This window comes from Streptomyces sp. NPDC005863, from assembly GCF_042871345.1.
Taxonomy (GTDB): Bacteria; Actinomycetota; Actinomycetes; order Streptomycetales; family Streptomycetaceae; genus Streptomyces.
This window is the reverse complement of sequence record NZ_JBIAII010000019.1, coordinates 1-26,221: the sequence shown is the minus strand read 5'-3', so window position 1 is coordinate 26,221 and position 26,221 is coordinate 1. Positions and strand designations below refer to the sequence as shown.

Here is a 26,221-nt window from a genome sequence, read left to right as displayed (position 1 = left end):
GACCTGGGCAGGGGCGGCGTCAGAGGACGCGGCGGGCGGCGAGAATCGCCCAGTCCTTCAGAGGAGTGATGCGTACCGGCTTGCCGGTCCTGGGGGCCTCGATGACGAGTCCTGCCCCCATGAACATGCCGACGTGTTCCGGGCGTTGGGCCGTGCCGCGGCTGAAGATCAGGTCGCCGGGCTGCAGCTTGCCGGGTGAGACGGCCTTGCCTTCGTTGACCTGGGTGTACGTGGTGCGGGTGAGCTTGATCCCGGCCTTGGCGTACGCCTGCTGCATGAGTGAGCTGCAGTCGCAGCGGCCCATCGGGTCAGGGCCGTGCGCGGCGGTGCAGCTCCCGCCCCACTGGTACATCGTGCCGAGCTGGTGCATCGCCCAGTCGATGGCTTTGCGGGCCTTGGGGTCGGCGTCCTTGGGGATCGTGTAGTTCTTGGGCACGCTGCCCTCGGGGATGCGTCCGTAGGAGGAGCCGTCCTCGGCCGGACCGCAGCCGGAGGCCGGGGCCTTGGTCTCCTTCGACGTGTCGCCGTCCTTGGCGGGCTTGTCCTTCTGCCCGCCGGGGAACGTGGTGGCGATGGCCTTCTGCAGGGCGGTGGCCAGCGGTTCCCACTGTGCGTACGCATCGGGCAGGCCCGACTTCTGCACGGCCTGGGCGGCCTGGGTGATGGTCATCTGCTGCCAGCCGTTGACCTTGAGCAGTGCCTTGTAGAACCGGTCCGAGGCGTAGACCGGGTCGCGGATCTGCGAGGCGGTGCCCCAGCCCTGGCTCGGCCGCTGCTGGAAGAGGCCCAGTGAGTCGCGGTCCCCGGAGCCGAGGTTGCGCAGACGTGATTCCTGCATAGCGGTGGCGAGCGCGACGATCTGCCCGCGCCTGGGCACGTCGAGAGAGAGACCGGTGGCGACGATGGTCTGGGCGTTGGGGACCTGCTCGGCGGGCAGGGACAGACCCTCGACCTTCACGTCCTTGCCGGACGCTCCGTCGAGGATCTTCGTCACCTGCTTGGTGACGGCGTCCGTGTCGACGTCATGCAGGCATCCGCTGAACCCGCTGGTGGTTTCGGCGGCTTCGCTGGAGGCGGCGGCCATCATCATGGCCGTGCCCGCGAGCAGCAGGGGGGAGAGGAAGACGACGCCGATGCCGGCGGCTATCGCCTTCAATCCGGCATGCTTCCCGGCGGTGGCGTTTCAGGCAGGGGCGGGTAGGGAGTTGTCACAAGGGCGTCCTTGGAGGTGAAGTTCCGGCCGCGCGGGCGTGTGGGCGGGAGGCCGCGGCAGCCGGTGGTGGGTAGATCGGGGCCCCGACGCATGCTGCGAGTTGCACCTCGCGGTGCCTGCGTCGGTCGGGTTCAGGTGGGTTCGAGCAAGGAGCTACCTCGGTGAGGGCGGGGGAGGGGGAGTTGGCCAACGGCGGTGCCCGCCGGGCAGCTCCAAAACAGTAAGCCCAGATCCCCGGTCTCCGAAATCAACCGTGATCAAGGCTTGATTCTGGGAATTTTGACGGCGACACCGTTCCACCGGGGATCATGCCCTACAGTTTTGGCTCCTCCCCCTCGCACCCCGCATTTGCGGGCCGCGGGCATCGTCATGCCCGCGGCTTTTCCGCCGGGTTCTGTGCGCGAGCCGGAGTGCAACAACCCACCCTCACCCGAACCGAACTGGGGTATCCCCTTGCCTTTTTCCCTTCACCAGGGCGACGCGCTGAGCGTGCTTGCGACGCTGCCGGACGGCTGCGTTGACTCCGTCATCACCGACCCGCCGTACAACTCGGGCGGCCGGACGGCGAAGGAGCGCACCAGTCGCAGCGCGCGGCAGAAGTATGTCTCCGCCGATGCGAAGCACGCGCTGCCCGACTTCACCGGCGAGAACATGGACCAGAGGTCGTACACCTTCTGGCTCACCCAGATCATGACCGAGGCTCACCGCGCCACGAAGAGCGGTGGGACCGCCCTGCTGTTCACCGACTGGCGGCAGCTGCCGGCCACCACCGACGCGTTCCAGGCCGCCGGCTGGCTGTGGCTGGGTGTCCTGACCTGGCACAAGCCGCAGGCCAGGCCGCAGAAGGGTAAGTTCCGCCAGGACTGCGAGTACATCGTGTGGGGTGCCAAGGGCAAGATCGACGCCGCTCGTAATCCGGTGTATCTGCCGGGTTTCTACAGCGCGTCACAGCCCTCCGGTAAGGCCCGCGCGCACATCACGCAGAAGCCCGTCGAAGTGATGCGCGAACTGGTGAAGATCTGCCCGGAACGGGGCACAGTGCTCGATTTCTGCGCCGGGTCGGGCTCCACCGGAGTCGCCGCGCTCCTGGAGGGCCGCGACTTCATCGGTATCGAGAAGACCCGGCAGTACGCCGAAGTCGCGGCGGACCGGCTCACCGAGACCGTGCAGCAGATCCACTCCCAGGACGACTTCGTGCTGTCCGCCTAAGTGCTTTCCGCCGCCCGGCACGGGGCGATAGCGGCTGTCTCGTCCGTCTTTCCCCGTGGTGCGCGTTGCGTTATAGCACCGGATCCCCGGTTAGCGAAACCGGGGATTCTCTGGATCGTGGAGCCGTCATTCCCGTTCACCGGCCGCGGCTCCAAGGAGACCCCCTTTCGTGCCTGAATCCATAGATCTCCCCGACGGCGGGGAATTGGAACCTGTCCGGCTGCCTGACTCGAATCTGGAGAGCGTTGAGGCCAGCGTCCGCAAGCTCATGGAGCAGCAGGCCGAGCAGGCCCGGCAGCTCGACAGCCTCTCCGCCCCTCCGGACCCCTCGCCCTTCCCGGCGTTCGGCATGCCCAGCCTTCCGGGGATGGCCGGAGCGCCGATCCCGGCGCCGCCCGAGCCGCGCCCGATCCTGGAGCTGGAGGGCGAGGAGTACGAGGACGAACTGGATGCACTCTCCGACTGGGTCGACGGCTTCCTCATCCGTATCTACGGCGCCGAGGTCACCACCGCGGCCCCGTGGTGCAAGCAGTGGCAGGAGCACGACGATGTCGTCGCCTGGCTCCACGCCCTGTGGATGGCCTATCAGCAGCACAAAGACCCCGAAGCCGGGCCGTCCGGGATGTTCGTGTGGCACCGCGACTTCCTCACCCACTGCCTGGCCCATGTGCGCGCACCGGGCGGACCGCTCTCAGCCTGCCAGACCGACCCCGACCGCGACGCGCACCGCCTGCTGCCCGGCCCGGCATCCTCCATCCGCTCCGCACGCTCGGCCTCCGTGGGACCGCCGGAGCCGGGCGAGCCGGACCAGGCCGCATGAGCGAGTCCGAGCAGCGGCCCGCCTTCGGCCTCTCCTTCGACCCGCGCGCCCTGACCGACCTCCTGGCGGCCCCCGTCGACATCCGGGACCTGGCCCTCGCCCAGCTTCAGGAGGTCGTCAGCGCCCAGCAGTTCGGCCCCAAATTGCTCGGCGAACTGGCCAACTACCGCAAGCTCTACGTCGATCACCGCAAAGCCTGGCGCATCGTCTACGCCCAGCGCCCGGCTCCGCCGGGATCGGCGCACCGCGCCGAGATCCATGTGGTGGCCGTACGCCCGCGCGACCGCCACGAGGTGTACAACGTCGCTCGCAAACGCCTGGGTATCACCCGCCGACCGGTGAGCGCGCTCGCCCATGCCGCCCGCTCCCGCTCCCCGCAGCTGGAGGCGCGCCGCGACGTCCCCAAGCCGGGTCCGCCCCCGTACGGGGTGCCTGGTCTTCCGCGCCCCGCCCTGTCCCCGACCCCGAAGGACCACACTCTTTGACGACCCATTTCCCCGCCTGCCTCGACGACCTCACAGCCGCCCTCGCTGGACTCGACATCCCGCAGGAGAACCCGCACCATCGGGCAATTCTGGATGCCCACCGCCGAGTTCAGCAGCTGGACGCGCATCTCCTCACCGGAGCCGGCGACGGGCCGCCCGGCTGCCTCGCCGACCCTCACGAACAGCGGGAGCAGCTCACCCACGTCCTGATCCTGCGCCTGTTGGCCGGCTACGAGCTCACCCGCCTGCTGAGCATCCAGGGCTGCGGCTCCCAGATCGGCGGCGACAGCGAAGCGGACACCGCCGAGGAGGAGGTCGACTGCCGCTCCTGCCCGGCCGCCGAACACACGACCGTTCACGCGTGCCTCGACGCCTTCGCTGCCGAGGGCGATCCGGCCGCCATGTCCTCGGCCGATCTCACCGACCACCTGCATCAGCTGCCCGGCATGGCGGAAGGCCGCTGGTCGTACGCCGAACTCACGCCGTTGCGCCTGGCCCGTCTGCTGGCACTGTATGGCGCCCGGCCCCGCAACGTCCGCTTCGGCATCCACCAGCTCAAGGGGTACCTGCGCAGTTCCCTGACGGCCGCGCTACCTGACTGCTCCTGCTGAGGCACCCCGCCCTCGCTGCCCTTCGCCGTGTGAGGACCGAGGACGTTTCGCTCGTCCATATCTTCCGTCAGCGCTGTTCCTTCGGTCAGTTAATGCACCGCTGGGGGCGTACACACCTGCCGCGCCGCACGGGTTTCGTCGCTGGCGACGAGTCGCTCGCACTGGCCTGCGCCGGTCCCGTAAGTCGGGAGCCGGGTGTCTTCGACCTTGGGCTTGAGGTCGCCGATGCCCAGCAGCGCCACGGCATCGGCACCGCGCTGGCCTGGCACCCCACCCGGCACGCCCAGGGTCGGGGCGCCCACACCCTGAGCACCTACGCCGAGGCGTCGAACCAGCCGATGCTCCGCCTCCTTCGCCACCTGCACCCCGTCCGTGAGACGCGGCACGGAGCGCACCTCGACGTGCGCCTGCCGCTTGGCGTAAGCGGCCCCGCGCACCGGCCCTCATGACACCTCAAGGAACCCCCTATATGTTCCGCAACGCACCGGTGAGGAAGGCTCTGACCCAGCTTGATCACCGCATCGAAGCGGCCGTGGGCCACAGCATCGACCGGCTGTGCCAGTACCGCGACCGCGATTTGCTCGACGAACAGCACGCGCACCTGGTCGACGCCCACCGGTCCCTCGTCCAGGCCGAGACCAACGTGACCTTCTACCGGTCCCAGCTCAACAACCTCTCCTCCGGCGAGCACCCGGTCAATGACGCGCTGTTTGAGCGCATCGACCGGACCGTCGGCCTGCTGAAGGACGCGGCCCGCACCCGTGATCAGCGACAGGCCCAGGCCGTCGCTGCGCTCGAGCCCGTCGAAGCCGCGGCCCGGGACAAGGCTCGACGCGACGTGCCGAACCTCCGGGCGCCCGACATCGCGGCGCTGCTCGCCATCACCCAGGGCGCCAAGCTCCACCGAAACCTGCTGACGCAGCAGCTGTACGTCGTCACCGCTTCCGGCACCCGCATCCCCTACAGCCAGCTGCAACGCCTCGAAGAGGGCCGCCTGGTGGTACGCGACACCTCCCACCTGGTCACGGCGGGCCAGCCCGTCACCCTGACCGACACCGGCCGTGCGGCCCTGACCGCTCCGCGCTCGCCCAAGGCGCCCGAGACCGCTCCCGTGCCCCGCCCCGGCACCTGGCCCGCGGCCGCCCCCGCCCGCCGCTGAACCCCGAATCCCGTGCGCCCCGCTCCCGAAAGCCCTATGCCTTCATCCCCGGACTTCCGCCTCGACGGCTACGACGCCGTCAACGACCGTGTCGCCGAGCAGTTCTGGCAGCACATCGACATCGAATCCACTGAACTCGCCGTGCTCGCCGAGCACCACACCGACGACCAGCGGCACAGCTACTACGTCTTGCACAACGGCGCGGTGACCTGGGGTATCCCCGGCGAGCCGCAGCTGGTGGCCCTCCACCTTCAACGGGACGTGGAAGCCTGCACTTTCCGCTTCCAGCACGAGAGGCTGGCCCTGGTACCTATGGCGCAGAGCTGGCTGATCGCCCGCGGCTGCCCCAAGGAGGCCATCGTCCTTTCCCCTGGCCTCGGAACCGATGCCGCCGACGAGGCCACCAAGGCACTGGAGGACCGCCTCACCGCCGATGGCGACCACTTCGCCCTCGTCACCAGCTACACCGACGACGATCCGGCCCGCATGCAGATCACGGTGCTCCTGGCCGCGATCGAGGAGAAGGCACCGCTGCGTTTCCGGGTACTGCTGCACGAGGTCGACACCGAGTGCTGGACGCACACCCTGCGCGAAGGCGGCTTCTCGACCTATGAGCAGGCCACCGCCTGGTGGCACGCCCACTGGTCGGGCGAGGACGTTCCTCTGCCGACCACCGCGCCGGCGACCCGGTACACCGCAGCCTCCGCTGGGCCCGCCGTGCCCGCCGCTCCTGCGCCGCGAACCGGCCCAACTCGCTGACTGCACCATGAATTTGCCTTCATGCGGAATCTCTTCCGAAGTGAATCCTTGAGGGCCCGGTGCCCGCGAAGTGCGAAACATAGCAGCACATCCCCGGTTAGCGAAACCGGGGATTCTCCGGACTCTTGAACCACTGCCCGCCGGTCTCAGTCCGAATGTGCTTCCGCCTTCCTTCTTTCTCCGCTGGAGGTGAATTCCTCATGTGCTCAACCCGCATAGCCGTCTCCGCGGCTGTTCTCGGCGCGCTCGCTCTCCCGATCGTTGCCGCCACGTCCGCGAGCGCCTCCCCTTCGCAGGCTCCTGCCGCTGGGCTGGTCCGCGGCCAATGTGACCGGCTTGGCCCGTTGCAGGTCGGCACGAACGCCGTGACGATCCGCTCCAATGCATCGGCCAAGCCCGCCGCAATCGGCGTGCTCTATGCCGGCCACAAGTTCACGGTCCACAAGACCAGCGGCAATTGGCGCTACATCACCGACAAGGACACGGGCGTAAAGGGCTGGGTCTCTGGCTCATACGTCTATCGCGAGGTGTACACGTGCCTCCACTAGGCGCTGCACGGAAGCGAGTTCGCCGGATCCCGGCACTTTCTCTCGGTCGTCGCCGCTGACCAGCGCAGCGCGCGCTCTTCTCTCGCTCACGCACTTCTATGGAAAGGAGCCGTGTCGTGTCCGACGACGCCGATGACGTGATGGGCGTCATCACCCAGCAGATCGAGGCCCGCTTCCAGATGCCGCTGGCCGACCTGCGTCGGGCGGTGGCTGCGGCCCCGCACGCCTCCAGCGACGCCACCGTCGTCGTGAAGTGGTACGGCATGCTCGCCGAGGCCCAGGAGGTGCTGGAGAAGGCCGAAGACGCCCTCGTCGCGGCTCTCGATCGCGTTCCCGGTGAGGTGCTGGACGACCCGGTCATGGAGTTGGCCCACAGCGTCAACGCCGCCGTGGCGGTCCGCGACGGGCGGGCGATGGTCGTACGCCACTACACCGACCCCAATTCCCTTGGCCGCAGGGGGCCGGGAGCCTGGCGCGGAGCGGCAGCGGCCCCCCGCTGGTCCCCGGCCCTTCAGACCGCACCGGTACCGAGCGCCGCGCACACGCCGTCCGTGCCGGTGCGAGGAGCGGTGCGGTGAGCGTCGCACTCAAGCCGACCAGCCAGGACGAGGCCCTAACCCAAGCCTTCGATGCCTCGCTGAGCGAACTGTACGCGCGGGCCGCGGCCCCCGATGCATCCGCTGCCCTGATGCGCGCCCTGGAGCTGCGCTCCTGGCTGGCTCTGGCCGAGGAACAGGTCGCCCGGGTCCGCGACCGCATCCACGACGCCACCGCCGCCGGCCGCGACATGGGTGAACTGCCCGCCGATGACCTGCGGTTCGACGCGCAGTGGGTGGAGGCGGCCCTGTCCGCCCGTGATGGATACGCCACGGCGCTCGGCGAGCTGCTGCGCACCATGCCGCCGCCCGGAGCCCACCCCGGGCGGCCGGTACAGCTCACCGGGCCCCAGCTCACCACCATGCTCCCGCCCGCCCCGGCACCCGCCCGTGCCGGGGCGGCGCGGTGGCGCCGACCGTGAAAGCCCCCGATTGCCCCACTCCACGTCCGAGACCATCGGCGAACGCATCGAGAACCTGTACGGCCAGCCGATGGCCGCCCTCGAAGCCCACGCCGAGACGAACCCGACCGGCACCATGCTCGCCGCCCTGACGAGCAGCCACAGTGATCTGGAGCTCGCCGAGCGCACCATCGCCTTCCAGCTCCAGCGGCTGCGCGAACTGGCCTCCCCGGAACGGCAGATCGGCACGTTCGAAGCCGGTCATCTGCTCGATTGCGCCCGCCGGATTGCTGAATCCGTTGCCACCCGGGACGCCCACGCCAAGACCGTCAGCGCCGTCCTGTCCAGCCTGCACCGCACCCCGCGCCGCCCACGGCTTCGACGGCATCGGATCTCACCACCTCCGTGCCGACGAGGCCAGCGGATCCCGCCGCCACCCACAGCCGCTGATACGCCCGCCCCACCCTAGGAGTCACCCCCTTGGCCACCACCGGTCTGTCCCGCTCGACCCAAGGCGACGTCGCCCGCGTCACCGAGTCGCTGGAGATGATCACCCCGTTGTGGAGCGTGTGGATCCTGATGACGCTGTCCGCGCAGCTGCTGCGCTACGCGGAGATCAAGCCGCGCCTGCCCTGGCTCAATGACGGCACGCTCCACCCCAAACTGCGCAGGCTCACCGACGCCGGACTGGTCGAGCGCACCGAGGTCGCCCAGGGCCATGTGACCTACGGCCTGACCGGCCGCGGCGCCGACCTCATGCCCGTCCTGACGGTGATCGCCGCCTGGGGCGAGGCGCATCTGGAAAAGCCCCTGGTGAAGAACAAGGACACCGGGAAGCTGGAGCCGCTCACCACGGTCGCGCCCGCGCAAAACATCGAAGACAGCCTCGCGCTGATCGGCCCCCGTCACGCCACCTCGATCCTGTGGGTGCTCAAGGCCCGCGGCGCCACCAGTGCCAAGGCCCTGTCCGCCGCGGCGATGCCGGGCTACCGCCTCAGCAACATCTACCCCCAGGTGGACCGCCTGGTCGCCGACGGCCTGGTCCGCAAGGACGGCCCGGCCTACGAACTGACCTCCAACGGGCATGCGCTCGCCCCCGTCTACCGGGCCCTCGCCGCCTGGGCCGCCGGGCGCCCGCTCGCCGACACCCACCCCGTGTGGGGTGAGGCCCCGGCCGCGACGCAGACCCAGTCCGGGCCGTGGCTGACCACCCAGCCCCGCGTACCGGCACCCGCCACCCCCGCTCCCGCCGCGACCACCCCGGCCCTTACCACCCAGCCGTCGTCCACCCCGGCGCAGACCACGCCGCACACGGCCTGGAAGCACGGCGACCTCTTCTCGCACCAGATACCGGCGCGCCCCATCGCGCTTCCGCAGGCAGGGGGCAACCGGCGATGACCAGATATCCGACCGACCGCTTGAACGAGCGCCAGGCCATCCGAGTGCTGTCCCTGCCGGGCCTGATCCGCCTCGTCAGCGAAATCGCCGACAACGGCCCCATCAACCGCCGCCGCGGCAGCCTGCAGGCCGCATTCGGTGACCTGACGGTCAATCAGCTCGGTTACGCCGTCGACCGGGCCCGCGACTTCGGCCTCGTGTACGGCGACGAGCACGAACGAGTCCGCTACCGGCTCACCGGCTGCGGCGAGGACCTCGCCGACGTCTACGACGCGGCCGCACGCTGGGCCCGCACCCACCAGTTCCCCACCGAGGCCAGCGACTTCGTCACCCGGGTCCAGTACACCCTCACCCTGCTCGGTCAGGGCCCGGCCCTGGCCCGCGGTGTCGCCCGGCTCGGTAACGCCGGCGGACTGCTGCTACCCGGGGGAGTGGTCCTCAGCCCGCAGGCCATCTCGGACCTTAACGGCCCGCAGGCCGCCCTGACCGCCTGGCTTCAGGTGAACGTGGGTGTCCGGCGCGACATGGTCCTCCACACCGCCCACACGGCACACGAGTTGGAGCGCGCTGCGTGAGATCGAGTGTCGGGCCCCGGCATGCCCGCCGGCCGGTCCCCACCCTGCTGCGCGGTATCTACCTGCCCCGCAGCATGGACGCCGGCGCCTTCGCGATGACGACGTACGGCATCCCGCTGCTGGTGCTCGCCACCACCAACTCCGCAGCTCTGACCGGCGTGGCGTTCGCGCTGGAGTGGGTGCCGCGCCTGGGCGCGTTCGCTGTCGCCGGAGCGATGGTCGACCGCCACGGCACCGCCCGCGTTCTGCGCACGGCCTCGGCGCTGCGGGCCGCGGTGGTCGTGGCTGCCGCCCTCGCCCTGCCGCAGTTGGAGGCCGGACTGCCCACCACGGTCGCCGTCATGTTGCTCGCCGCCTCTGCCGGGGTGCTCACGGAGTTCTCCTACATCGCCGCGGAGACGGCGGGCGGCATCGCCAGCCGCGAGGCAGGCGAGCGCGCCCACCGCGTGCAGTCGGTGCTTCTGGGCATCGACCAGGTCGGCACCCTGGCCGGCCCCGCCATCGCCGGCCTCCTGCTGGAGCGGGCCGGGGCGCCCGGGATGCTTGTCACGATCGCCGTCTTCTCGCTCCTGGCGTGCGCGCTCGCTCCCCGGCACTACGCCACCAAGACCGAGATGCCGCAGCCCGCCCTTGCGGGGCTGCGCACCGGATGGACGACCCTGCGCTCGCTGCCCGCGCTCGGCTGGCTGGTCTGCGGACTGACCCTGTCCAACCTCGCCATCGGCCTGCCAAGCCGCGGCCCCCGTGATCGTGGTGAAGCAGTTCGGACACTCCAGCGCGGACGTGGGCCTGATCTGGTCGGTGGCCGCCGTCGCCTCCCTGATCACCGTCGCGGTGTGCCGCCGCGCGATCGACCGCTTCGGTCTGTGGCCCGTCGGTGCGCTCTCCGCCACCGTCGCGGCCGGTGCGTGCCTGGCCGTCTCCCTCACTCACACCTACACCGCGTACCTCGTGCTGATCGCGGTGCTCATGGCTGGTGAGGGCGGCATGACGGTGGTCCTGCGCACCCTGCGCTCCCACCTCATCCCGCAGCAGGTGTTCGGCGCCACCCTCTCGCTGACGATCCTGCTGCTCCTGATCCCGTTCCCGCTGGCGGGCGCCCTGGTCGCTACGGTGCCGCCCGCCTTGCTCGGCCATGTGATCACCATCTGCGCTGCCGTGCAGGCCCTCGGCCTGGGCCTCGCCTTCCTGCGCCTGCGCACTCTCCCCGCACTTCGCGCCCATCTCGCCTGACCCACCCTGCCCTGCCGCCCTTTTCGCCCTGGAGATCTACCCGATGCCCATGCCCGCTGCCGCCGCTCAGGCCGTCATACCGCTCGCCCGGCCTTCCTCCCGCGCGGGATCGAGGCCCACCCTCACCGACCAGTTCCTGGCCTTCGACGCCGCGCACCCCTACGTCTACCGGGCCCTGGAGAACCTGACGGCCGAACGGCTTGCCGCGGGGGCCACCCGCATCGGGCTCAAGGATCTGTTCGAGGACTTGCGCTGGCGGCTCCCGCAGGGTCTGCGCGGGCTCAACAACAACTACACCGCGCTGTATGCGCGGAAGTTGGTCGCGGACCACCCCGAGTGGGCGTCCCTCTTCGAGCTGCGGCGCCGACGCACCCCCTGAAACCTCGCCGCCGTGCCTGAACTGCTGCGTACCTGCTTCTTCTTGGAGAGTCCTTGCCCACGATCCTTGTCACATCGACCGCCGGTGCGGAGGCCGAGGTGTACCGGGGCTACTGCCTCGAAGCCGTCGCCGCCCGGTACGACGTCGTCCTGATCTCCCCCGCCGCGCCCACCTGGGAACGGGAGTTCATCACCGACTTCGAGATCGCCGATCCCGACGACGCCCAGGCGCTGGCCGCCGCCGGCCAAGCCCTGGCCGAGCGGCACGAGCTGACCGGTGTGGCGACGTGGACCGAGTGGTATCTCGTTCAGACCGCCCTCTTGGCACGGCGCCTGGGCCTGCCGACGAACAGCCCAGAGGTCATGGAAGCCGCCCGCAATAAGGCGACCGCCCGTACCCTGTTCGCCCGCCACGGCGTGCCCTCGGCCGCGTCGATGACCGCCCGCTCGCTGTTGGAGGCGGCGCTCGCCGCCGAGACGATCGGCTACCCCGTCGTACTCAAGCCAGCTGCCCGTGCGGGCAGTATCGGCGTCATCCGCGTCGACCGCGCCGAAGAACTGCCGCACGGCTTCGCGTTCGCTGCCGCGGGGGCCCGCGACGGTATCGAGAGCACCAACGTGCTGGTGGAGGAGTACCTCGACGGCCCCGAGGTCTCCGTCGAGTGCGTCACCCACCGAGGTCACACCACCGCGGTAGCCGTCACCCGCAAGTCCCTCGGCGCCCCGCCGTTCTTCGAGGAGATCGCCCACAGCGTCGATGCCGCCGATCCGCTGCTCGACCAGGTCGCACCCGTCGCCGCCGCGGCCATCAAGGCGCTCGGCATCTCCGACGGCGTCCAGCACGTCGAGATGCGCCTCGTCAACGGCCGCCCGCGGCTGATCGAGGTCAATGCCCGTATCGGCGGCGACATGATCGGGCATCTCGTCCAGCTCGCCACCGGCGTGGACCTGGCCCGCGCCGCCGCCGACACCGCCTGCGGCCAGGCCCCCGACCTCACCCGCACCCGCCACTGCGCCGCCGCGATCCGGATGCTGTTCCCGAACGCTTCCGACACCCTGACCTACTGCCACCTCGACGCCGACTTCGCCGCCCGCACACCGTGGCTGGAGCAGGTCGCCTTCCAACGCACGGTCGGCGACATGGTCGTCCTGCCGCCCGAGGGCGACATATTCAGCGCCCGCGCCGGATTCCTGATCACCACCGGGCCCACGGCCGAAACCGCCCAGGCCCGCGTCGAAGAGGCCCTTCGCCACCTGACCCTCACCGTCGAACCCCAGCCCTCCGCGTCCACGGCGTAACCCGCGCACCCCCTGAGTCCGGCCCCGAACCCACTGAGGAGAGGACCTACTGGGCTCCCTGCCCGATCCCGGCCTCGGGTGGCCCATCGCTGGGGGCCCGGGGCCGAGGCGGTGAGGCGGTTACGAAACCCGACGGAGCCGGGCAGCCGGCCCCAGTTCCGGCCACCCGCCTGCCGGTTCGCGAGTGCTCGCTGGATTCGGCGCCTGGCCAAGGACGCCGCCCCGTCCGACCGCGCCCGCCCTGTGCCCGACGGCTGCCCGCTGCCTTCCCTCCGACCCCGACGGATACGCCTATGACCGACCCCACCCCGATCGAGGGAGATGTCTACGTCTCCCCGCGCTACCTCGCTGGCCTGCCCGGCCAGGCCGATCCGAGCTTCGAGCCCGTCAAGCACTGGCCACACCACCACCTTGACGAGGGCCCGTTCCAGACGGTTGTCACCTCACCCGACCACCGGATCAAGATCGGCTGGGCGGGCGACGACTACGACGTGTGGCGGATCAGCGCAGCCCAGGACGCCGTGTCCCGTGCTACCTGGACGGCCACCTTCAACCAGAATACTCCGCCTGAGATCGTCCACGGCCTCACCAGTGCCCTCGCCCGCGAGTGGAGCGCGGACACCGACAGCTTCCTGGCCGATCCCTCGTACCGCTGGACCGACGCGATACAACCTCTGCTCGACGCCGGATGGCAACGCCGCCCGCTGACCCGCGGCACGGTGGAGATCATCGCCCCTGACGGGCTGGCCGGAGCAAGCATCGACGTCGTCGGTACCGATCCTGACCGCGAAACCGTGGAGCTGTGGGCCGGTCCCGAAGGCTGGGGGACCCGCGCCGAGGCGGTCTTCACCGCGCGTACCCCCAAGCACCTCATCGCCGCTACCGCCGCCGCTTTCATCGACCCCGCCCCCGTCGCCCGCTACAAGAGCAACCTCGCCCCCCGGCTCGCCCAACTCGCCCAGCTCACCCCCATCGAGCCACCGAAGCCTCCTGCACCGACCCCGCTCGACGTCCAGCAGACCGCCGCCGACCGCCGTCGCCCGCCCGCGCTCGGCACGCGCAGCGTTCCCCGCTGGAGCACCACCACGCTCCCACCGGTCGCGCCCGGTGCCGCGCTGCCCGCCCGCCGCCGCTGAGGACCCGCCCATGTCGACCGACCCCCTCATCAACCTCAACCCGGCCCAGTCCGTAAAGGTCCTGCCCCGTCACCTGGCCGGCCCCGGACCCATGGACCTCCATGCGATCTGGCCCTTCCCCGAGGACTGGACCGTGCACCAGTCCGAGGACGGCGCGGCCCTCGCCACCAGCCCGTGTCTGCGACTGTTCACTACCCTGGTCCCTGACTCCGACAGCCCCCACAAGGGGAAGTGGACGATCACCGCCAACCGCGCGCCGTTCGGTCCCCCGGCCTGGCAGATCAGCCTCGACGCCACCACCCCCGCCGAGCTGCTGCACGACTTCCATACCGAACTGCTCGATCTCTACCTCGAAGACCGCCACAGCGGCCAGGACCGGCTGTTCGAGGACGACACCCCGCCGCAGGAGGCGTACACGCTGCTCCTCGCCCGCGGCTGGAGCCACCAGGTCAAGACCGACGGCAGCCAGTTCTTCCGCGATCCCGAGTCCCTCGGTGTCGTACAGCACCGCTACGCCACCACCATCCGCGACGACTCGCCCACCTGGTCGGCCTGGGGCGGATACCCGAGCGAGCCCTACTGGCGCGCACGGTTCTCCCAGGGCACCCCAACCACACTGGTCGCCTCCTTCACCGCCTCGCTGGTCTCTACAGAGCCAGTGACTCGCGCGGTGAAGGACATCCCCTTCCACACCCGCCGCCACATATACGTCGCGGCGACGGTCCCGGCGCATCAGGTGCCCGTCATCCCGCCGGTCGCCGCACCTGCGGCGCTCCCCGGCACGAGCCGCACCCGCTAACCATCCCCGTGGCCTTTGCCCACGCCACCCCCTTCCTGGAGAGTCCCTACTTGCACACCCGATCCGCCCGCCTTCTTCCGACCGCGGCCTTCACCGTCGCCGCCGCCGTGACCGGATCCCTGGCCTGGGCCCCGTACGCCTCCGCCCAGACCCCGCTCGCCTCCACCACTCCTGCCCCACGCAATGCCACAGAGGGCGGAGGCGTCGCGATCGTCAAGAAGGATGCGGGCGGCGATGTCCTGGCCGGCGCGTCCTTCACCCTGTACGACTCCACGGGCAAGGAAGTCGGGAGCGGCAAGACCGACGCCGAGGGCCATCTGGCCTTCAAGGGCCTGGCACCGGGCGTCTACCGACTCAAGGAGACCGCCAGCGGCAGCCCGCTGCACGACGTCGTCGAGGACCAGGATGTCATCGTCACTCCTGGCACCGACGCCCCGCTCACCATCGTCGATCCGTTCAGGCCCGCCTCCGTCCTGCTCAAGGCCAAAGACGACAAGAGCGGCAAGCTCCTGCCCGGCGCCACCGTCAACATCGGCACCGGAGACAAGACCCTCCTCACCCTCACCACCGGCGACAAGGGCACTGTCACGGCCAAGCTCCCGGTCGACAACCGCACCGGCACCAACTTCTGGGTCAAGGAGACGAAGGCGCCCGCGGGATACGACCTCTACAAGAGGCAGCGCGACTTCAAGGCCAAGCCAGGCGACCCAGTCACCGTGACCGTCACCAACGCCAGGACCCACACCACCCCGCCGAGCCCCGACCCCTCGGAGAAGCCGACCGAGAAGCCCTCGGACAAGCCGACCGAGAAGCCCTCGGACAAGCCGACGTCCGGCAGCTCCGGTGACCACGGTACGCCGGAGACGAAGGGGAAGCCGACTGGCTCCCCGGCCCCCGACGAGACCGCATCGAGCACGACGGCCCCCGAGCCCGACGGTTCCCTCGCCCACACCGGCGCCGATGCCACCCCGTGGCTGATGGGCGGCGCCGGTCTCCTCCTCGCCGGCGGCGGCGCACTCATCGTTTCCCGCCGACGCCGTACGGACGACTCCGACAGCGCCGGCTCCACCGAGAGCTAGCAGACACACCCCTGATACGGCCCCCGGAATCCGCCTAGCGATTCCGGGGGCTTCGTCACGTCCCAGCTCAGACGTCGAGAGGACCTGGCGCCCCGCTCTGAGCGGCTGCTTCGCGTCGCTCAGAGCGGCAGCTAACCGTACCCCTGCCCCAATTCCATTGCAGGGAGCAGGATTTCGGCGGCAGCGCAGTCGTGGCACGCTTTCGTTCCGGGGCTCATCAGCGCATCCAGGGCCTCTAGGGAACCCAACTCCCGACCCTCGCCAGCCGCGTGGCGACACGCGGCATCATGCACGAGCCTGCCGCAACGGCGTTGAGGATCGGGGCGCACAACCCAGCCGGAAGGCTTTGTCGGCGGCGGAGCCTCCAGGCGTCGATGCGTCGGGACGACTGACAGATCAACCCCGTCGATCGGCCGCAGCTGCCGGTCCGTGACCCAGACCGAATACTCGGTGGGCTCCACCCCCGTCTCGGTCGCCACCCATGACGGGACGCCAATTCGAAACCGCCAAGGAAACCGTCCGGTGGTCTGCAAACGCTCATATAGGCGCACCTCGACGGTCTGGTCGTCGGGCAGTACCAACGTGATGCGCGCATACGGCTGCGCAGCTGGACCGCTCACCGGACTTACCCGCCGGGGCTCGGTGTGAGGGGAGCCCCGGCCCTGGGAGGAGGTCTCGGTTCCTGAGCTGCGGTCCGGGCTCAGGCGCGCTGCGCCCAGTCCTGGTCCAGGCGGTCGGTCAGGCCCGCGGCGGCGAAGGCTGCCTCCAGCTCGTCGCGGCCCTCGGTGAAGTGGGCCCAGCTGTCGTGGTGGACCGGGACGACACGGCGGGCGTCAAGAATCCGGGTGGCCTCGGCGGCCTGCGCACTGTCCAGGACGATCAGGTTGCCGTCGAAGAGCATGGGGAAGCGGGGTGCTCCGGCGAACAGGAGGGCGGTGTCGATCGGGGCGAAGCGGTCGGCGATCTCCCTGACCGCGTCGAGCGAGGCGTTGTCGCCGCTGACGTAGACCGTCGGCAGGCCCTCGCCCGTCAGGACGAAGCCGACGACCTGGCCGGCGACGGGCTCGATCTCCTCACGCGCGCCGGGGCCGTGGATGGCCGGGACGCCGGTCACCGTGATGGTGCCGCCGCCCGGACGCTCCAGTTCGACCGTCTCCCAGTCGGCCAGGCCCTTGGCCTTCTCCCCAAGGCGCTTGCCGCCGCCGGGGGTGGTGAGGGTGAGGGGGACGTCGGCGAGCAGGGCGCGGCCGGAGGTGTCGAGGTTGTCGGCGTGCTCGTCGTGGGAGAGCAGGACCACGTCGACGGGGCCGACATCGGCGGGCGTAGCGGTGGAGGGCGCCGTCTTGACCAGGGTCGGGCCACCGGGTGCGGGGTAGTCGCCGGGGCCGTCGAAGGTCGGGTCGGTCAGGAAGCGCAGGCCGCCGTACTCGAACAGGGCGGTCGGACCGCCGAACGTGCGGACCGGGAACTGGTTGGCGTCGAGCTGGGACATCACATCTCCATTTCTCACGAAAAAAACATGCGGTTAACGTGACACCAGGTTAGGCAGGTATCACGGAAAAACGCAAGCGCTACCATGAGAGGTATGGACGACACCCTGGCCTCCGACGTTGCCCCGACCGCTCTGCCCCCGGCACCGGGTGCCGACCGGTACCGCTCCCTGGACTTCGCCGACACTGCCGCCACCCTGCCCGCCGGCCAGAGCTACGACCTGCTCGCCGCCCCGGAAACCGCCATGCGCTGGCTTACCGCCCACGACCTGACGACCCCGGACGTGCAGCTGTACGAGGTGTGCGCGCAGCGGATGCGCACGCTGCGCGATCACATCCGCGCCCTGTTCGCCGCCCGCGTCGACACCACCACCCCGCCCGAGGAATCACTGCGCGCGGTGAACGAGGCCCTCACGGCCGTGCCCACCGCACCCCTCCTCGCCTGGGGCGGGGCCCAGGGACTACGCCGTATACAGGCGCACCCCACCGACCAGGCCGTCAACCACGCACTGGCGACCCTCGCCGCCGACGCCGCCGACCTGCTCACCGGCCCCGACGCCGATATCCTCGCTTCCTGCGGATCAGCTCCCTGCGACCGCTTCCTCCTGCGCACCCACGGCCGGCGCCACTGGTGCTCCACACGCTGCGGTGACCGTGTCCGCGCCGCCCGCGCCTACGCCCGCCGCAGCGGCACCGCGGACTGAACCTGTGGATCATCACGGGAAATAATTATGTTTTCCATGATGTTTGGCAGGGTGATCCCGGCATCCCGCCCGGATGAGCACGGAGAGGACACCCCCGCCATGACGAGCCTGTTTCCACCGATCGAGCCGTACGCGAGCGGCATGCTCGACGTCGGCGACGGCAACCTCGTCCACTGGGAGACCTCCGGCCATCCCGGCGGCAAGCCCGCCCTCGTCGTCCACGACGGCCCAGGAGCGGGCACCCGGCCGGAACAGCGCCGCCTGTTCGACCCCGACCGCTACCGGATCGTCCTGCTCGACCAGCGCGGCGCCGGACGCTCCACCCCCAGCGCCGCCAACCCCGCCACCGCCATGCGGCACAACAAGACCTGGACCCTCGTGGACGACGTCGAACGTCTCCGCGAGCATCTCGGCATCGAGCAGTGGCTGCTGTACGCGGAGGGCTGGGGCTCCACCCTCGCCCTCGCCTACGCCCAGACGCACCCCGAGCGCGTCACCGAGATCGTGCTCTCCCGCGTCACCACGTCCCGGCGCGCCGAGACCGACTGGACCTACCGCGGCCTGAACCGCTTCTTCCCCGGCCAGTGGCAGGAGTTCCTCGCCGCCGTCGACGCCGGACCGTACGACGACGTCGTCCGCGCCTACGAGCGCCACACCCAGGACGCGTACCCCGCCGTCCGGGAACGCGCGGTCCGCGCTTGGGGCCGCTGGCACGACACCGTTCATACCGCGGGCGGAACCCAGCCCGGCGTCGCCGCACTCGGCGAACTGCCCTTCGACAAGCAGACCGCGGTCGCCCGCACCTGCGCCCGCTACCACGCCAACGGCGCCTGGACCGGCGAGGGCGCCCTCATCCGCGACGCCGCCAAGCTCGCCGGAATCCCCGGGATCCTCATCCACGGCAGGCTTGACCTCGCCCACCCGCCCGTCACAGCCTGGGAACTCGCGCAGGAATGGCCCGGTGCCGAACTCAGGATCGTCGACGGCCCCGGCGCCCCGGCAAGCGACGCATCCCTCGCCCTGGCGGCCGAGGCCATCGCACGCTTCGCCGAGGCGAGTACAGCAGACCGGGCCACCCCAAGGCCCTGATGCGCTGATCTCCCGCGTATACCCCGGCTGGCCGGGGAGTCACGCAGATCGCGTCGCGGCCGGAGAGCTGATGCCAGGCTGGCCCGTCGTGGTGTTATCGGGCGAAATCGGCTTCGAGACCCGTGAATGGCTCGGGAAGTGCCTGCACGAGATCGTCGCCGCCCGTAACCCGGCGAACGTGATCGTGAACCTGAACGGCCCGGAATTCTATGGCGCCGCCGTGCTCGTCGCCGCGGACCGCCAGGCCGGGCAGCGGTCGGGCGGCCTCCGGCTCATGAGCCGGAGGCCGCCGTTCAGGCACCACGACAGTATTCCCGCGGCCGCCGACAGCTTCTGCGGGGGGCAGGCACGCCACCCTCGACGCCCGCATCCGCGCCATCGAGCACAGAGCCGGCTTCCGCGTCATCGACCGGGACACCCGCCCCCTCGCACCCACGCCCCGCGGACGCGACTTCCTGCGAGAAGACCAGCGGATCCTGCGCATCGCGGGCGACGCCGAACTACCCCGTTCCGAGACACCGTGAGGGCAGGGCCGGGTGCGGCAGTTAATGTCGGACCGGCCCTGCGCCGGTGTTCGCGTCCGCGCCTATGCGCTCGGTTGATCGCGCTGAACCGACTTGCGTATCGCGGGAAGAAGTCGCTGCCCGGCTTCGCCTCCTGCGTCACCGGTGTGGCCGACAGACCGTAGCCGCGTAAGCGTGGCGGTGAGCTTCTCCGCCTCGCCGTCGTCGAGCGCCGGGCCGAAGCGGCGGCGTAGTTCTTCGTCGAAGACCCGCAGGGCCTTGTCGAGGATCTGGCGTCCGGCAGGGGTGAGTTCAACGATGGAGGAACGGCGGTCCTCGGGGTTGGCGCGGCGGGTGCAGTATCCGGCCTTCTCGACGCGGTCGACGACCTTGCTGGCGCCACCGATGGTGATGGCGAATTCCTGGGCCATGTCCTGGACCCGGCATCCGTCGGTCCGCTCGAGCATTCGGAGGATGTCGAGCCAGGTCATCGGGAGATCGCAGGCGGCCCGCAGGGCCGAATCGACGCCGTTCCACACCTCGGTCTCGAGGCGGATCACGGCGTCGAACAGTGGCTTCAGGTCAGTCATCATTCCTCTCCCGCAGGGCTCACTTGCCCCAGAAGGCGTCCTCGGCGTCTGGGTCGCTGGAGAACAGCCATACCTCGACGATCCTGCCGTCCTGGATGCGCAGCAGGTCGACGCCGTCCATCGCCATCGATGCCTTGTCGGTGCGTCCCGCGAAGTGGATGGTGGCGGCAACGAGGTCGCCGTTGCCCATCAGAGCGTGAACCTGGTCGATGGCGAAGCTGCCCTGGCTGGCCTCCATCATCCCGCCAAGCAGGGCGAAGACGGCGTCACGGCCCTCGCGGACGCCGGAGAACTGATTTCCGCCGGGCTGGTGCCAGACGACGTTGTCGGCGAGGAGCTTGCCCACGGTGTCCAGGTCGCCGCTCTGGATGGCCTGGAAGTAGCTGCGGGCGATGTCGCTGGTTGTGTCGGTCATGGCGGTGGCTCCGTTCGCTGGTGCGTGTCGCCCTGGGGGGCAAAGTGGGCGAATCTTCACTTGATGCACTTCCAGGAAAGCAGATACATTCCATGGAAGCAACTTCCGAGTGTGTGTACCTGACGGAGGGAGAAAACTGTGACGGCACCTGGAGAGCCTGAGGCGTGGGAGGGGACGGCCGAAGGCGATCAGCCGCTGGCGATCCGGGTGCGCGGAGCCAGGGTGCACAACCTCAAGGACGTCGACGTGACCGTGCCGCTGCGGCGGCTGGTCGGGGTGGCCGGGGTGTCGGGGTCGGGGAAGTCGTCCCTGGCCATGGGGGTGCTGTACGCGGAGGGTTCGCGGCGCTATCTGGAGGCGCTGTCGACGTACACCCGGCGGCGGATGGCGCAGGCGCCGCGGGCGGCGGTGGTGGAGGTGGACCATGTGCCGGCCGCTCTGGCGCTGCGGCAGCGGCCGGGCGTGCCCGGGGTGCGCTCGACCTTCGGCACCTCGACCGAGTTGCTGAATGTGCTGCGGCTGATGTTCTCCCGGCTCGGGGCGCATCTGTGCCCGAACGGCCACCGGCACGAGCCGACCGTCGACGTGGCCGCCAACATGGATCTGACCTGCGCGGTGTGCGGGGCGGTGTGGTATCCGCCGGGGGCCGAGTCGTTCGCGTTCAACTCCGACGGTGCCTGCCCGCGCTGCACCGGCACCGGCATGGTCCGCGAGGTCGACGAGGCGGCGCTGGTGCCCGATGCGTCGAAGTCGATCGCGGACGGGGCGGTGGCACCGTGGTCGATGTTCGGGCTGACGGTGATGCCGCAGGTCGTCGCCGAGTTCGGGGTGCGCACCGACATGCCGTACGCGGACCTGACCGCGGCCGAGCGGGGGATCGTGATGCACGGCCCTGAGGAGAAGCGGCACATCAGCGTCCGGTCGAAGAACGGCAAGCTGTTCGAGCTGGACTTCACCTACCGCAACGCCCGCCGTGCGGTCGAAGAAGCCCTGAACAATGCCGCCACTGAGCGCGGGTTGAGCCGGGTGAACAAGTTCCTGTCCACGCAAATCTGTCTGGACTGCCACGGCGCCCGGCTCAGTGAGGCGGCCCGCGGCACTCTCCTGGACGGCACGAACCTGGCCGAGGCCACCGCCAAGACCCTCGACGACCTCGTCGCCTGGATGCCGACGCTGCCCGGCGCGCTGCCGCCCGAGATGCGAGAGATGGCGGACAACCTGATTGCCACCCTGCTCGGCGCTGCCCGCCGGCTCACCGAACTGGGCTTGGGCTATCTCACCCTGGACCGGGCGAGCTCCACTCTGTCCACCGGCGAGCGGCAGCGCGTGCAGCTGGCCCGCGCGGTGCGCAACCGCACCACCGGCGTGCTGTATGTCCTGGACGAGCCGTCCATCGGCCTGCACCCGGTGAATGTGGACGGCCTGCTCGGCGTGATGCGTGACCTGCTGCGCGACGGCAATTCGGTGGTCTTCGTCGACCACGATGTTCAGGTCCTGCGTGAGGCTGACTGGCTGATCGAGATCGGTCCGGGCTCGGGCGCCGAGGGCGGCACTGTGTTGGCCACCGGCGATCCCCGCGGCCTGGGCAAGGACTCCGCCTCCCTCATCGGCGGCTTCCTGACCGGCCGCGAACCCGTGCTCGTACGGACACGGGCGGACCGCGACACGGTGTACGACTGCGGCCGCATCCACCTGGCCACTCGCCCGTTGCACACCGTGCACGCCCTGGATGTCGACGTCCCGCGGGGCAAGCTGACCGCTGTCACTGGCGTGTCCGGCTCCGGCAAGACCACCCTGATCCTGGAGAGTCTCGTCCCCGGCCTCAAGGCGCAGGCCGCCGACGAGCCGCTGCCGGAGCATGTCAAGGCCCTGGACGCGGCCGGGATCAGCCGGGTGAACATGGTCGACGCCACTCCCATCGGCACCAACGTCCGCTCCACCGTCGCCACTTACAGCGGCATCCTGGACGACCTTCGTCGTGAATACGCCGGCACTCCAGCAGCCGTCGAACGCGCCTGACGGCCGCGGACTTCTCGTACAACACCGGCTCGCTGCGGTGCCCGCGCTGCGAGGGCACCGGACAGATCTCCCTGGATGTGCAGTTCCTGCCCGACGTCGACATCGCCTGCCCTACTTGCGATGGCACCCGCTATGCTCCCGCGGCCCACGACATCCTGCGGCCCACGCCCGTAGACCCGGGATCCGACGGCATCAGCCTGCCGGATCTGCTGGGCCTCACCGTCCGCCAGGCTCTCGCCCACACCGAGGACATCCGCCCCGTACGCACCCGCCTCAACGCTCTTAACGACCTCGGGCTCGGCTACCTCACCCTCGGCGAGGACACCCCCGCCCTCTCCGGCGGCGAGGCCCAGCGCCTCAAGCTCGCCACCGAACTGACCCGCGACCAGAGAAACGCCCTGTTCGTCCTCGACGAACCCAGCGTCGGCCTCCACCCCCTGGACATCCGCACGCTTCTGGACGTCCTGCAGCGTCTGGTCGACAAAGGCGCAACCGTCCTCGTCATCGAGCACGACCTTGACATGATCGCCAACGCCGACCACGTCATCGACATGGGCCCGGGCGGCGGCGCATCCGGCGGTACAGTCGTCGCCACTGGCACCCCCGACGACATCATCCAACACCCCGAGAGCATCACCGGCCACTACCTTGGCGAGCATCTGCGGCCCGACCAATAGCTTGCCGACATCGGCCTGTGAGACGCCCGTAGCGTATCGACAGAACCCCGATCCCGGGGCGGAGGAGCGGTACAGGCACCCTGAGCAGAAGGTGAAGGGCCAGCCGCGCCAATACATTCACCACGCTGTCGGCGCCCGGTTACAGGGAGTCGCGCTGTCAGCGGTTGGGAACGTCGGGATTGCTCACTGAGCCGCGAATGCGGTGCTGCTCGCGAAGCGTGGAATACGGCGTCTCCGCAGCACCCGCTGCTCACGGGCAGGCGGATCCTAGAGCTCCGCCCTGCTCATCATGGATCGCGTCACCCTGCACGAGCAATGGAGAGGGCGAGGCTTGGGCGTGATCCTCGCCTCCGAAGCCATCTTCCGGCTGACGCCCGGATGCAGGGCCGTAGCATGCCGCTCCCGGAGTTTCCGACCTGAGCGCGGATCGCCTGCGGAACGAAGCCGAGTGGGACCGCGTCACGACCAAGATCGCCAGAGGGTGGGAGCGGCTCGGATTCCTCCCCTACCGAGACAACGTCTTCGTCCTATCGCCCACCTCGCTGGTCCTGGAGGAGCGGCGAGGTCAGCTCCGCCGGAGGCTCGTGGAGCTTGGGGCAGCCTGGGCGGCGGCCCGCGCATAGGTGGCCCGCCCATCTGCCCGTGTCACGCGAAAGTCGCTCCCGGCAGTTCCTGTCCGTTGGCATCCAACTGAGTCGTTTGCCAACGAACCCTGTCGCCTCGGCCGTTTTCGCAGTGATGTCGGACCGGCGAGATAGACTCTGCCGATCTTGACGAACGAGACACTGTGAGGAGGAAGATGAGCGAGTCCGAGCGGCCAACGCCAGGAGCGTGTGACCTCGAGATGGTGATCGCCACCAACCGGCTGGAGGTCGGGTTCGACATCACCGGCGTTGAATTGTTAATCCTCGAAGATGAGCTTCGGCTAGCAGTTCGTGACCCGCGAGTTCGTGAGGCGGCGGTCCTGGGCTGGGAGTCTGACGCCTTCCGGAAGATCTTCGAAGAGCAGCTACTGGGCCGCAAGGCTCACGCTGGTCCTGCACTCACGTACACGCGTGTCGGAAGCGCGAAGACCCGGCTCGCCAAGGCGGCGGACGCCCTGCGCGACGCGCAAGGTGTCCACGACCCAAGTCTCGTATCGGAATATCTTGCTGCCCTAACAGATCTGCTCGCCTATTACGTGAGCTTTCAGCGCCACAGCTTGATGGCTCTACTCGCGTCGTTGACGCCGAGGCCGACCGACTGCGTGAACTGGGCACCGCGCCCTCTTGATACATCACCCCAAGTCGCTCCTCGCGGCCCGAACCCCGCCTTCCCCATGATCGATCTTCGGGGCGGGCGCAGCGTGCTGGGGAGCGCCGTACTAGCTGCTTAAGCGACCCGCCGACCCTTGTAGGTCGGAAGGTTCAAGTCGTGTTCTTTCTGCCGGACTCTGCCCCGTGGTGGGCTGTCTTGGGCATCGCATTCTTGTTCATCGTCGTGACCGGTGTGGGGGTCGTCCTGCGCGCGGTCTGGCCGCAGCGATCGAGTGACCGCAAGGAGCTGCTGATGCAGCGGCAGTGCGCGCGAGAGCAAGAGCGCAAGCGTCGTGAGCGTCGGCAGTGGCGGGAGGTAGAGAACCGGGAGTGAGTGGCGGACGGTAGGGGGATGACAAGCTCATCTTCCCCCCTCCCGCAGGGCGCCGATGCTATACACGGCCAGGGGCGGGAATCGCTTTGACGACGAAGCTGTTCGTCGCGGGTCAGCGGCATCCGGCCGACCAGCTTCGCCGTCAACGGACAGTTCTTTCCTTGGACAACGAACCCAGCTGTCCGCTGCGCGCTAACCTGCGGCGACTAACTTCGCTGTCAGCGCACTAAAGGGTGTTGCAGAAGGCTCAGTTACGGGCATTTCTCCTGAATGGGTGGGGTGTTGCGGGCTGAGTCGGTGTGGGTCGAGACGTTCACGGGTTTGCGGATCGAGCGGTTCGCGAAGCTGGTGAAAGTGGTGAAGGAACGGGGCGGGAACGGTCCCGGTGGTGGCCGGCCGTGGTGTCTGCCGCTGGCGGACCGGGTGCTGCTGGTGGCCGTCTACTACCGCACGAACCTCACCATGCGGCAGCTCGCCCCGCTCTTCGGGATCTCCCCGGCCACCGTCTGCCGGGTCATCCACCGCCTGCGCCCCTTGCTGGCCCTGGAGCCCGCGCCGCGGCCGGTCGCCGAGGTGGACCGGCTGTGGATCGTGGACGGAACCTTGATCCCGGTCCGTGACCGGAAGGTGGGCGCCTCCTCCCGCAACTACCGGTTCTCGGCGAACGTGCAGGTCATCATCGACGCGGACAGCCGCCTGGTCATCGCCTCGGCCTGGCCCGCGCCGGGCAACAAGGCCGACGCCCACGTGTGGCGGGAGTCGGGCCTGCCGGCCGCCGCGGCCGGGACGACGGTCATCGCGGACGGCGCCTACCTCGGCACCGGCCTGATCGTTCCCCACCGCAAGAGAGCCGGACGCCCCCTCCTGCGCGGTCAGGAAGAAGACAACGCCGAACACCGACGCGTCCGTGCCCGCGTCGAGCACACCTTCGCCCGGATGAAGAACTGGAAGATTCTCCGCGACTGCCGCCAGAAAGGAGACGGCCTCCACCACGCTGTCCAGGCCGTCGCCACCATTCCCCGTGTTGGGTTCAGATGAGCGCGGGGAAGTTGTCAGTGGGCGAGGGCACACTGACTTGCATGACCACCTCTTCATCCACCACAGACGATGCCTCCGGCCCCTCCCTTGTCTGGGTGGAGTCGATGGGCGGCCCTCTGATCGTCGTCCCCGTCTCCGCCCTGCCCTCCTGGGGCGGGTGTACGGGGAGTGGTCTTATGGCGGGAGACGCCACCGATCCAGACGACTACGACCGGGCCTGCGCGGTGGACGATCTGGCCGGTGTGATCCTCATCGACGAGAACGGTATGCAGGCACTAGGTCGTGTTTTGGAAGTCGGTGATCCGTCCGGCTGGCCGCCCTGGAATGTTGCGTGCGGCCAGCCAGACGATGAGGTCGAGGGCGATGCGG

31 protein-coding genes and 1 pseudogene are annotated in these 26,221 nt (G+C 69.6%); 27 read left to right on the top strand and 5 right to left on the bottom strand.

Going from position 1 to position 26,221, the window contains the following annotated elements; translation table 11 throughout:
* Window positions 1–19: 19 nt before the first annotated feature.
* Window positions 20–1,156, bottom strand: a complete 1,137-nt coding sequence (locus ACFYO9_RS38260; RefSeq protein WP_358778163.1) for an NlpC/P60 family protein — start codon at window positions 1,154–1,156, stop codon at window positions 20–22.
* A 510-nt stretch (window positions 1,157–1,666) separates the two neighbouring features.
* Here ACFYO9_RS38260 and ACFYO9_RS38255 point away from each other — a divergent pair.
* The 19 genes and pseudogenes from ACFYO9_RS38255 (at window position 1,667) to ACFYO9_RS38165 (ending at window position 15,698) form a co-directional block, all read left to right on the top strand.
* The gene (locus ACFYO9_RS38255) at window positions 1,667–2,422 is read left to right on the top strand and encodes a site-specific DNA-methyltransferase (RefSeq protein WP_358778162.1); all 756 of its coding nucleotides are present in this window, start codon (window positions 1,667–1,669) and stop codon (window positions 2,420–2,422) included.
* 169 nt (window positions 2,423–2,591) lie between these two features.
* Window positions 2,592–3,242 (top strand): DUF4913 domain-containing protein, encoded by a 651-nt coding sequence (locus tag ACFYO9_RS38250; RefSeq protein WP_358778161.1) that lies wholly within the window; start codon window positions 2,592–2,594, stop codon window positions 3,240–3,242.
* Window positions 3,239–3,727, top strand: a complete 489-nt coding sequence (locus ACFYO9_RS38245) for a hypothetical protein (protein WP_358778160.1) — start codon at window positions 3,239–3,241, stop codon at window positions 3,725–3,727. The genes ACFYO9_RS38250 and ACFYO9_RS38245 overlap by 4 nt, the downstream gene beginning before the upstream one ends.
* On the top strand, window positions 3,724–4,338 hold the full coding sequence (locus ACFYO9_RS38240) for a DUF3631 domain-containing protein (protein ID WP_358778159.1): 615 nt from the start codon (window positions 3,724–3,726) through the stop codon (window positions 4,336–4,338). The genes ACFYO9_RS38245 and ACFYO9_RS38240 overlap by 4 nt, the downstream gene beginning before the upstream one ends.
* A 29-nt stretch (window positions 4,339–4,367) precedes the next feature.
* Window positions 4,368–4,787: a GNAT family N-acetyltransferase gene (locus ACFYO9_RS38235; RefSeq protein WP_358778158.1), complete on the top strand. Its 420-nt coding sequence runs from the start codon at window positions 4,368–4,370 to the stop codon at window positions 4,785–4,787.
* A 20-nt stretch (window positions 4,788–4,807) separates the two neighbouring features.
* Window positions 4,808–5,497: a hypothetical protein gene (locus ACFYO9_RS38230; RefSeq protein ID WP_358778157.1), complete on the top strand. Its 690-nt coding sequence runs from the start codon at window positions 4,808–4,810 to the stop codon at window positions 5,495–5,497.
* A 36-nt stretch (window positions 5,498–5,533) separates the two neighbouring features.
* On the top strand, window positions 5,534–6,256 hold the full coding sequence (locus ACFYO9_RS38225; RefSeq protein WP_358778156.1) for a hypothetical protein: 723 nt from the start codon (window positions 5,534–5,536) through the stop codon (window positions 6,254–6,256).
* 200 nt (window positions 6,257–6,456) lie between these two features.
* The gene (locus ACFYO9_RS38220; RefSeq protein WP_358778155.1) at window positions 6,457–6,804 is read left to right on the top strand and encodes an SH3 domain-containing protein; all 348 of its coding nucleotides are present in this window, start codon (window positions 6,457–6,459) and stop codon (window positions 6,802–6,804) included.
* 116 nt (window positions 6,805–6,920) lie between these two features.
* On the top strand, window positions 6,921–7,382 hold the full coding sequence (locus ACFYO9_RS38215) for a hypothetical protein (protein WP_358778154.1): 462 nt from the start codon (window positions 6,921–6,923) through the stop codon (window positions 7,380–7,382).
* Window positions 7,379–7,822: a hypothetical protein gene (locus ACFYO9_RS38210; RefSeq protein ID WP_358778153.1), complete on the top strand. Its 444-nt coding sequence runs from the start codon at window positions 7,379–7,381 to the stop codon at window positions 7,820–7,822. The genes ACFYO9_RS38215 and ACFYO9_RS38210 overlap by 4 nt, the downstream gene beginning before the upstream one ends.
* Window positions 7,823–7,832: 10 nt before the next feature.
* Window positions 7,833–8,270 carry a hypothetical protein gene (locus ACFYO9_RS38205; RefSeq protein WP_358778152.1) on the top strand — a complete coding sequence of 146 codons (438 nt, stop codon included), beginning with the start codon at window positions 7,833–7,835 and terminating at the stop codon, window positions 8,268–8,270.
* A gap of 11 nt (window positions 8,271–8,281) precedes the next feature.
* Window positions 8,282–9,199 (top strand): winged helix-turn-helix transcriptional regulator, encoded by a 918-nt coding sequence (locus tag ACFYO9_RS38200; RefSeq protein ID WP_358778151.1) that lies wholly within the window; start codon window positions 8,282–8,284, stop codon window positions 9,197–9,199.
* Window positions 9,196–9,774, top strand: a complete 579-nt coding sequence (locus tag ACFYO9_RS38195; protein WP_358778150.1) for a hypothetical protein — start codon at window positions 9,196–9,198, stop codon at window positions 9,772–9,774. The genes ACFYO9_RS38200 and ACFYO9_RS38195 overlap by 4 nt, the downstream gene beginning before the upstream one ends.
* Window positions 9,771–11,007, top strand: a pseudogene (locus tag ACFYO9_RS38190) (MFS transporter). The gene ACFYO9_RS38195 and the pseudogene ACFYO9_RS38190 overlap by 4 nt, the downstream one beginning before the upstream one ends.
* 43 nt (window positions 11,008–11,050) lie before the next feature.
* On the top strand, window positions 11,051–11,386 hold the full coding sequence (locus tag ACFYO9_RS38185) for a hypothetical protein (RefSeq protein WP_358778149.1): 336 nt from the start codon (window positions 11,051–11,053) through the stop codon (window positions 11,384–11,386).
* Between the two features lie 53 nt (window positions 11,387–11,439).
* A complete protein-coding gene (locus tag ACFYO9_RS38180; RefSeq protein ID WP_358778148.1) occupies window positions 11,440–12,684 on the top strand; it encodes an ATP-grasp domain-containing protein in 1,245 nt (414 codons plus the stop codon).
* Window positions 12,685–12,977: 293 nt separating this feature from the next.
* The gene (locus ACFYO9_RS38175) at window positions 12,978–13,820 is read left to right on the top strand and encodes a DUF317 domain-containing protein (protein WP_358778147.1); all 843 of its coding nucleotides are present in this window, start codon (window positions 12,978–12,980) and stop codon (window positions 13,818–13,820) included.
* A gap of 10 nt (window positions 13,821–13,830) precedes the next feature.
* Window positions 13,831–14,619, top strand: coding sequence for a DUF317 domain-containing protein (locus ACFYO9_RS38170; RefSeq protein ID WP_358778146.1), 789 nt, complete (start codon window positions 13,831–13,833; stop codon window positions 14,617–14,619).
* A gap of 50 nt (window positions 14,620–14,669) precedes the next feature.
* Entirely contained in the window at window positions 14,670–15,698 is a 1,029-nt protein-coding gene (locus ACFYO9_RS38165) for a SpaA isopeptide-forming pilin-related protein (protein ID WP_358778145.1), read from the top strand.
* 131 nt (window positions 15,699–15,829) lie between these two features.
* Here the strand turns inward: ACFYO9_RS38165 and ACFYO9_RS38160 are convergent, their stop codons facing one another.
* Both ACFYO9_RS38160 and ACFYO9_RS38155 read right to left on the bottom strand, forming a co-directional pair.
* A complete protein-coding gene (locus ACFYO9_RS38160; RefSeq protein WP_358778229.1) occupies window positions 15,830–16,027 on the bottom strand; it encodes a DUF6233 domain-containing protein in 198 nt (65 codons plus the stop codon).
* Window positions 16,028–16,398: 371 nt separating this feature from the next.
* The gene (locus ACFYO9_RS38155) at window positions 16,399–17,190 is read right to left on the bottom strand and encodes an MBL fold metallo-hydrolase (RefSeq protein ID WP_358778144.1); all 792 of its coding nucleotides are present in this window, start codon (window positions 17,188–17,190) and stop codon (window positions 16,399–16,401) included.
* A gap of 93 nt (window positions 17,191–17,283) precedes the next feature.
* Between ACFYO9_RS38155 and ACFYO9_RS38150 the strand changes: the two genes are divergently transcribed.
* A complete protein-coding gene (locus ACFYO9_RS38150; RefSeq protein WP_358778143.1) occupies window positions 17,284–17,892 on the top strand; it encodes an ABATE domain-containing protein in 609 nt (202 codons plus the stop codon).
* A 99-nt stretch (window positions 17,893–17,991) separates the two neighbouring features.
* Window positions 17,992–18,981 (top strand): prolyl aminopeptidase, encoded by a 990-nt coding sequence (pip, locus tag ACFYO9_RS38145; protein WP_358778142.1) that lies wholly within the window; start codon window positions 17,992–17,994, stop codon window positions 18,979–18,981.
* Window positions 18,982–19,567: 586 nt separating this feature from the next.
* On the opposite strand, the gene ACFYO9_RS38140 is transcribed toward pip, so the two are convergent.
* The gene (locus ACFYO9_RS38140) at window positions 19,568–20,077 is read right to left on the bottom strand and encodes a MarR family transcriptional regulator (RefSeq protein WP_358779380.1); all 510 of its coding nucleotides are present in this window, start codon (window positions 20,075–20,077) and stop codon (window positions 19,568–19,570) included.
* A 16-nt stretch (window positions 20,078–20,093) separates the two neighbouring features.
* Window positions 20,094–20,489: a nuclear transport factor 2 family protein gene (locus ACFYO9_RS38135; protein WP_358779381.1), complete on the bottom strand. Its 396-nt coding sequence runs from the start codon at window positions 20,487–20,489 to the stop codon at window positions 20,094–20,096.
* Window positions 20,490–20,627: 138 nt separating this feature from the next.
* Between ACFYO9_RS38135 and ACFYO9_RS38130 the strand changes: the two genes are divergently transcribed.
* From ACFYO9_RS38130 to ACFYO9_RS38105, 6 genes are all read left to right on the top strand, one after another.
* Complete coding sequence (locus ACFYO9_RS38130) at window positions 20,628–22,508, top strand: excinuclease ABC subunit UvrA (protein WP_358779382.1); 1,881 nt, start codon at window positions 20,628–20,630, stop codon at window positions 22,506–22,508.
* Window positions 22,509–22,585: 77 nt separating this feature from the next.
* Entirely contained in the window at window positions 22,586–23,185 is a 600-nt protein-coding gene (locus tag ACFYO9_RS38125) for a hypothetical protein (RefSeq protein ID WP_358779383.1), read from the top strand.
* Window positions 23,186–23,984: 799 nt separating this feature from the next.
* Window positions 23,985–24,560 carry a hypothetical protein gene (locus ACFYO9_RS38120; protein ID WP_358779384.1) on the top strand — a complete coding sequence of 192 codons (576 nt, stop codon included), beginning with the start codon at window positions 23,985–23,987 and terminating at the stop codon, window positions 24,558–24,560.
* 77 nt (window positions 24,561–24,637) lie between these two features.
* Complete coding sequence (locus ACFYO9_RS38115) at window positions 24,638–24,814, top strand: hypothetical protein (RefSeq protein WP_359324331.1); 177 nt, start codon at window positions 24,638–24,640, stop codon at window positions 24,812–24,814.
* A gap of 270 nt (window positions 24,815–25,084) precedes the next feature.
* Window positions 25,085–25,852 carry a transposase gene (locus tag ACFYO9_RS38110; RefSeq protein WP_358779386.1) on the top strand — a complete coding sequence of 256 codons (768 nt, stop codon included), beginning with the start codon at window positions 25,085–25,087 and terminating at the stop codon, window positions 25,850–25,852.
* A gap of 41 nt (window positions 25,853–25,893) precedes the next feature.
* Window positions 25,894–26,221: Imm21 family immunity protein (locus ACFYO9_RS38105; RefSeq protein ID WP_358779387.1), on the top strand; the 328-nt coding region annotated here is incomplete at its 3' end.

Bases quoted from the DNA above. Each gene is read 5' to 3' on its own strand.
- ACFYO9_RS38245 (WP_358778160.1), top strand. From the start codon at position 3,239: ATGAGCGAGTCCGAGCAGCGGCCCGCCTTCGGCCTCTCCTTCGACCCG.
- ACFYO9_RS38230 (WP_358778157.1), top strand. From the start codon at position 4,808: ATGTTCCGCAACGCACCGGTGAGGAAGGCTCTGACCCAGCTTGATCAC.
- ACFYO9_RS38225 (WP_358778156.1), top strand. From the start codon at position 5,534: ATGCCTTCATCCCCGGACTTCCGCCTCGACGGCTACGACGCCGTCAAC.
- ACFYO9_RS38220 (WP_358778155.1), top strand. From the start codon at position 6,457: ATGTGCTCAACCCGCATAGCCGTCTCCGCGGCTGTTCTCGGCGCGCTC.
- ACFYO9_RS38195 (WP_358778150.1), top strand. From the start codon at position 9,196: ATGACCAGATATCCGACCGACCGCTTGAACGAGCGCCAGGCCATCCGA.
- ACFYO9_RS38185 (WP_358778149.1), top strand. From the start codon at position 11,051: ATGCCCATGCCCGCTGCCGCCGCTCAGGCCGTCATACCGCTCGCCCGG.
- ACFYO9_RS38175 (WP_358778147.1), top strand. From the start codon at position 12,978: ATGACCGACCCCACCCCGATCGAGGGAGATGTCTACGTCTCCCCGCGC.
- ACFYO9_RS38170 (WP_358778146.1), top strand. From the start codon at position 13,831: ATGTCGACCGACCCCCTCATCAACCTCAACCCGGCCCAGTCCGTAAAG.
- ACFYO9_RS38155 (WP_358778144.1), bottom strand. From the start codon at position 17,190: ATGTCCCAGCTCGACGCCAACCAGTTCCCGGTCCGCACGTTCGGCGGT.
- ACFYO9_RS38150 (WP_358778143.1), top strand. From the start codon at position 17,284: ATGGACGACACCCTGGCCTCCGACGTTGCCCCGACCGCTCTGCCCCCG.
- pip (WP_358778142.1), top strand. From the start codon at position 17,992: ATGACGAGCCTGTTTCCACCGATCGAGCCGTACGCGAGCGGCATGCTC.
- ACFYO9_RS38140 (WP_358779380.1), bottom strand. From the start codon at position 20,077: ATGATGACTGACCTGAAGCCACTGTTCGACGCCGTGATCCGCCTCGAG.
- ACFYO9_RS38135 (WP_358779381.1), bottom strand. From the start codon at position 20,489: ATGACCGACACAACCAGCGACATCGCCCGCAGCTACTTCCAGGCCATC.
- ACFYO9_RS38120 (WP_358779384.1), top strand. From the start codon at position 23,985: ATGAGCGAGTCCGAGCGGCCAACGCCAGGAGCGTGTGACCTCGAGATG.
- ACFYO9_RS38110 (WP_358779386.1), top strand. From the start codon at position 25,085: ATGGGTGGGGTGTTGCGGGCTGAGTCGGTGTGGGTCGAGACGTTCACG.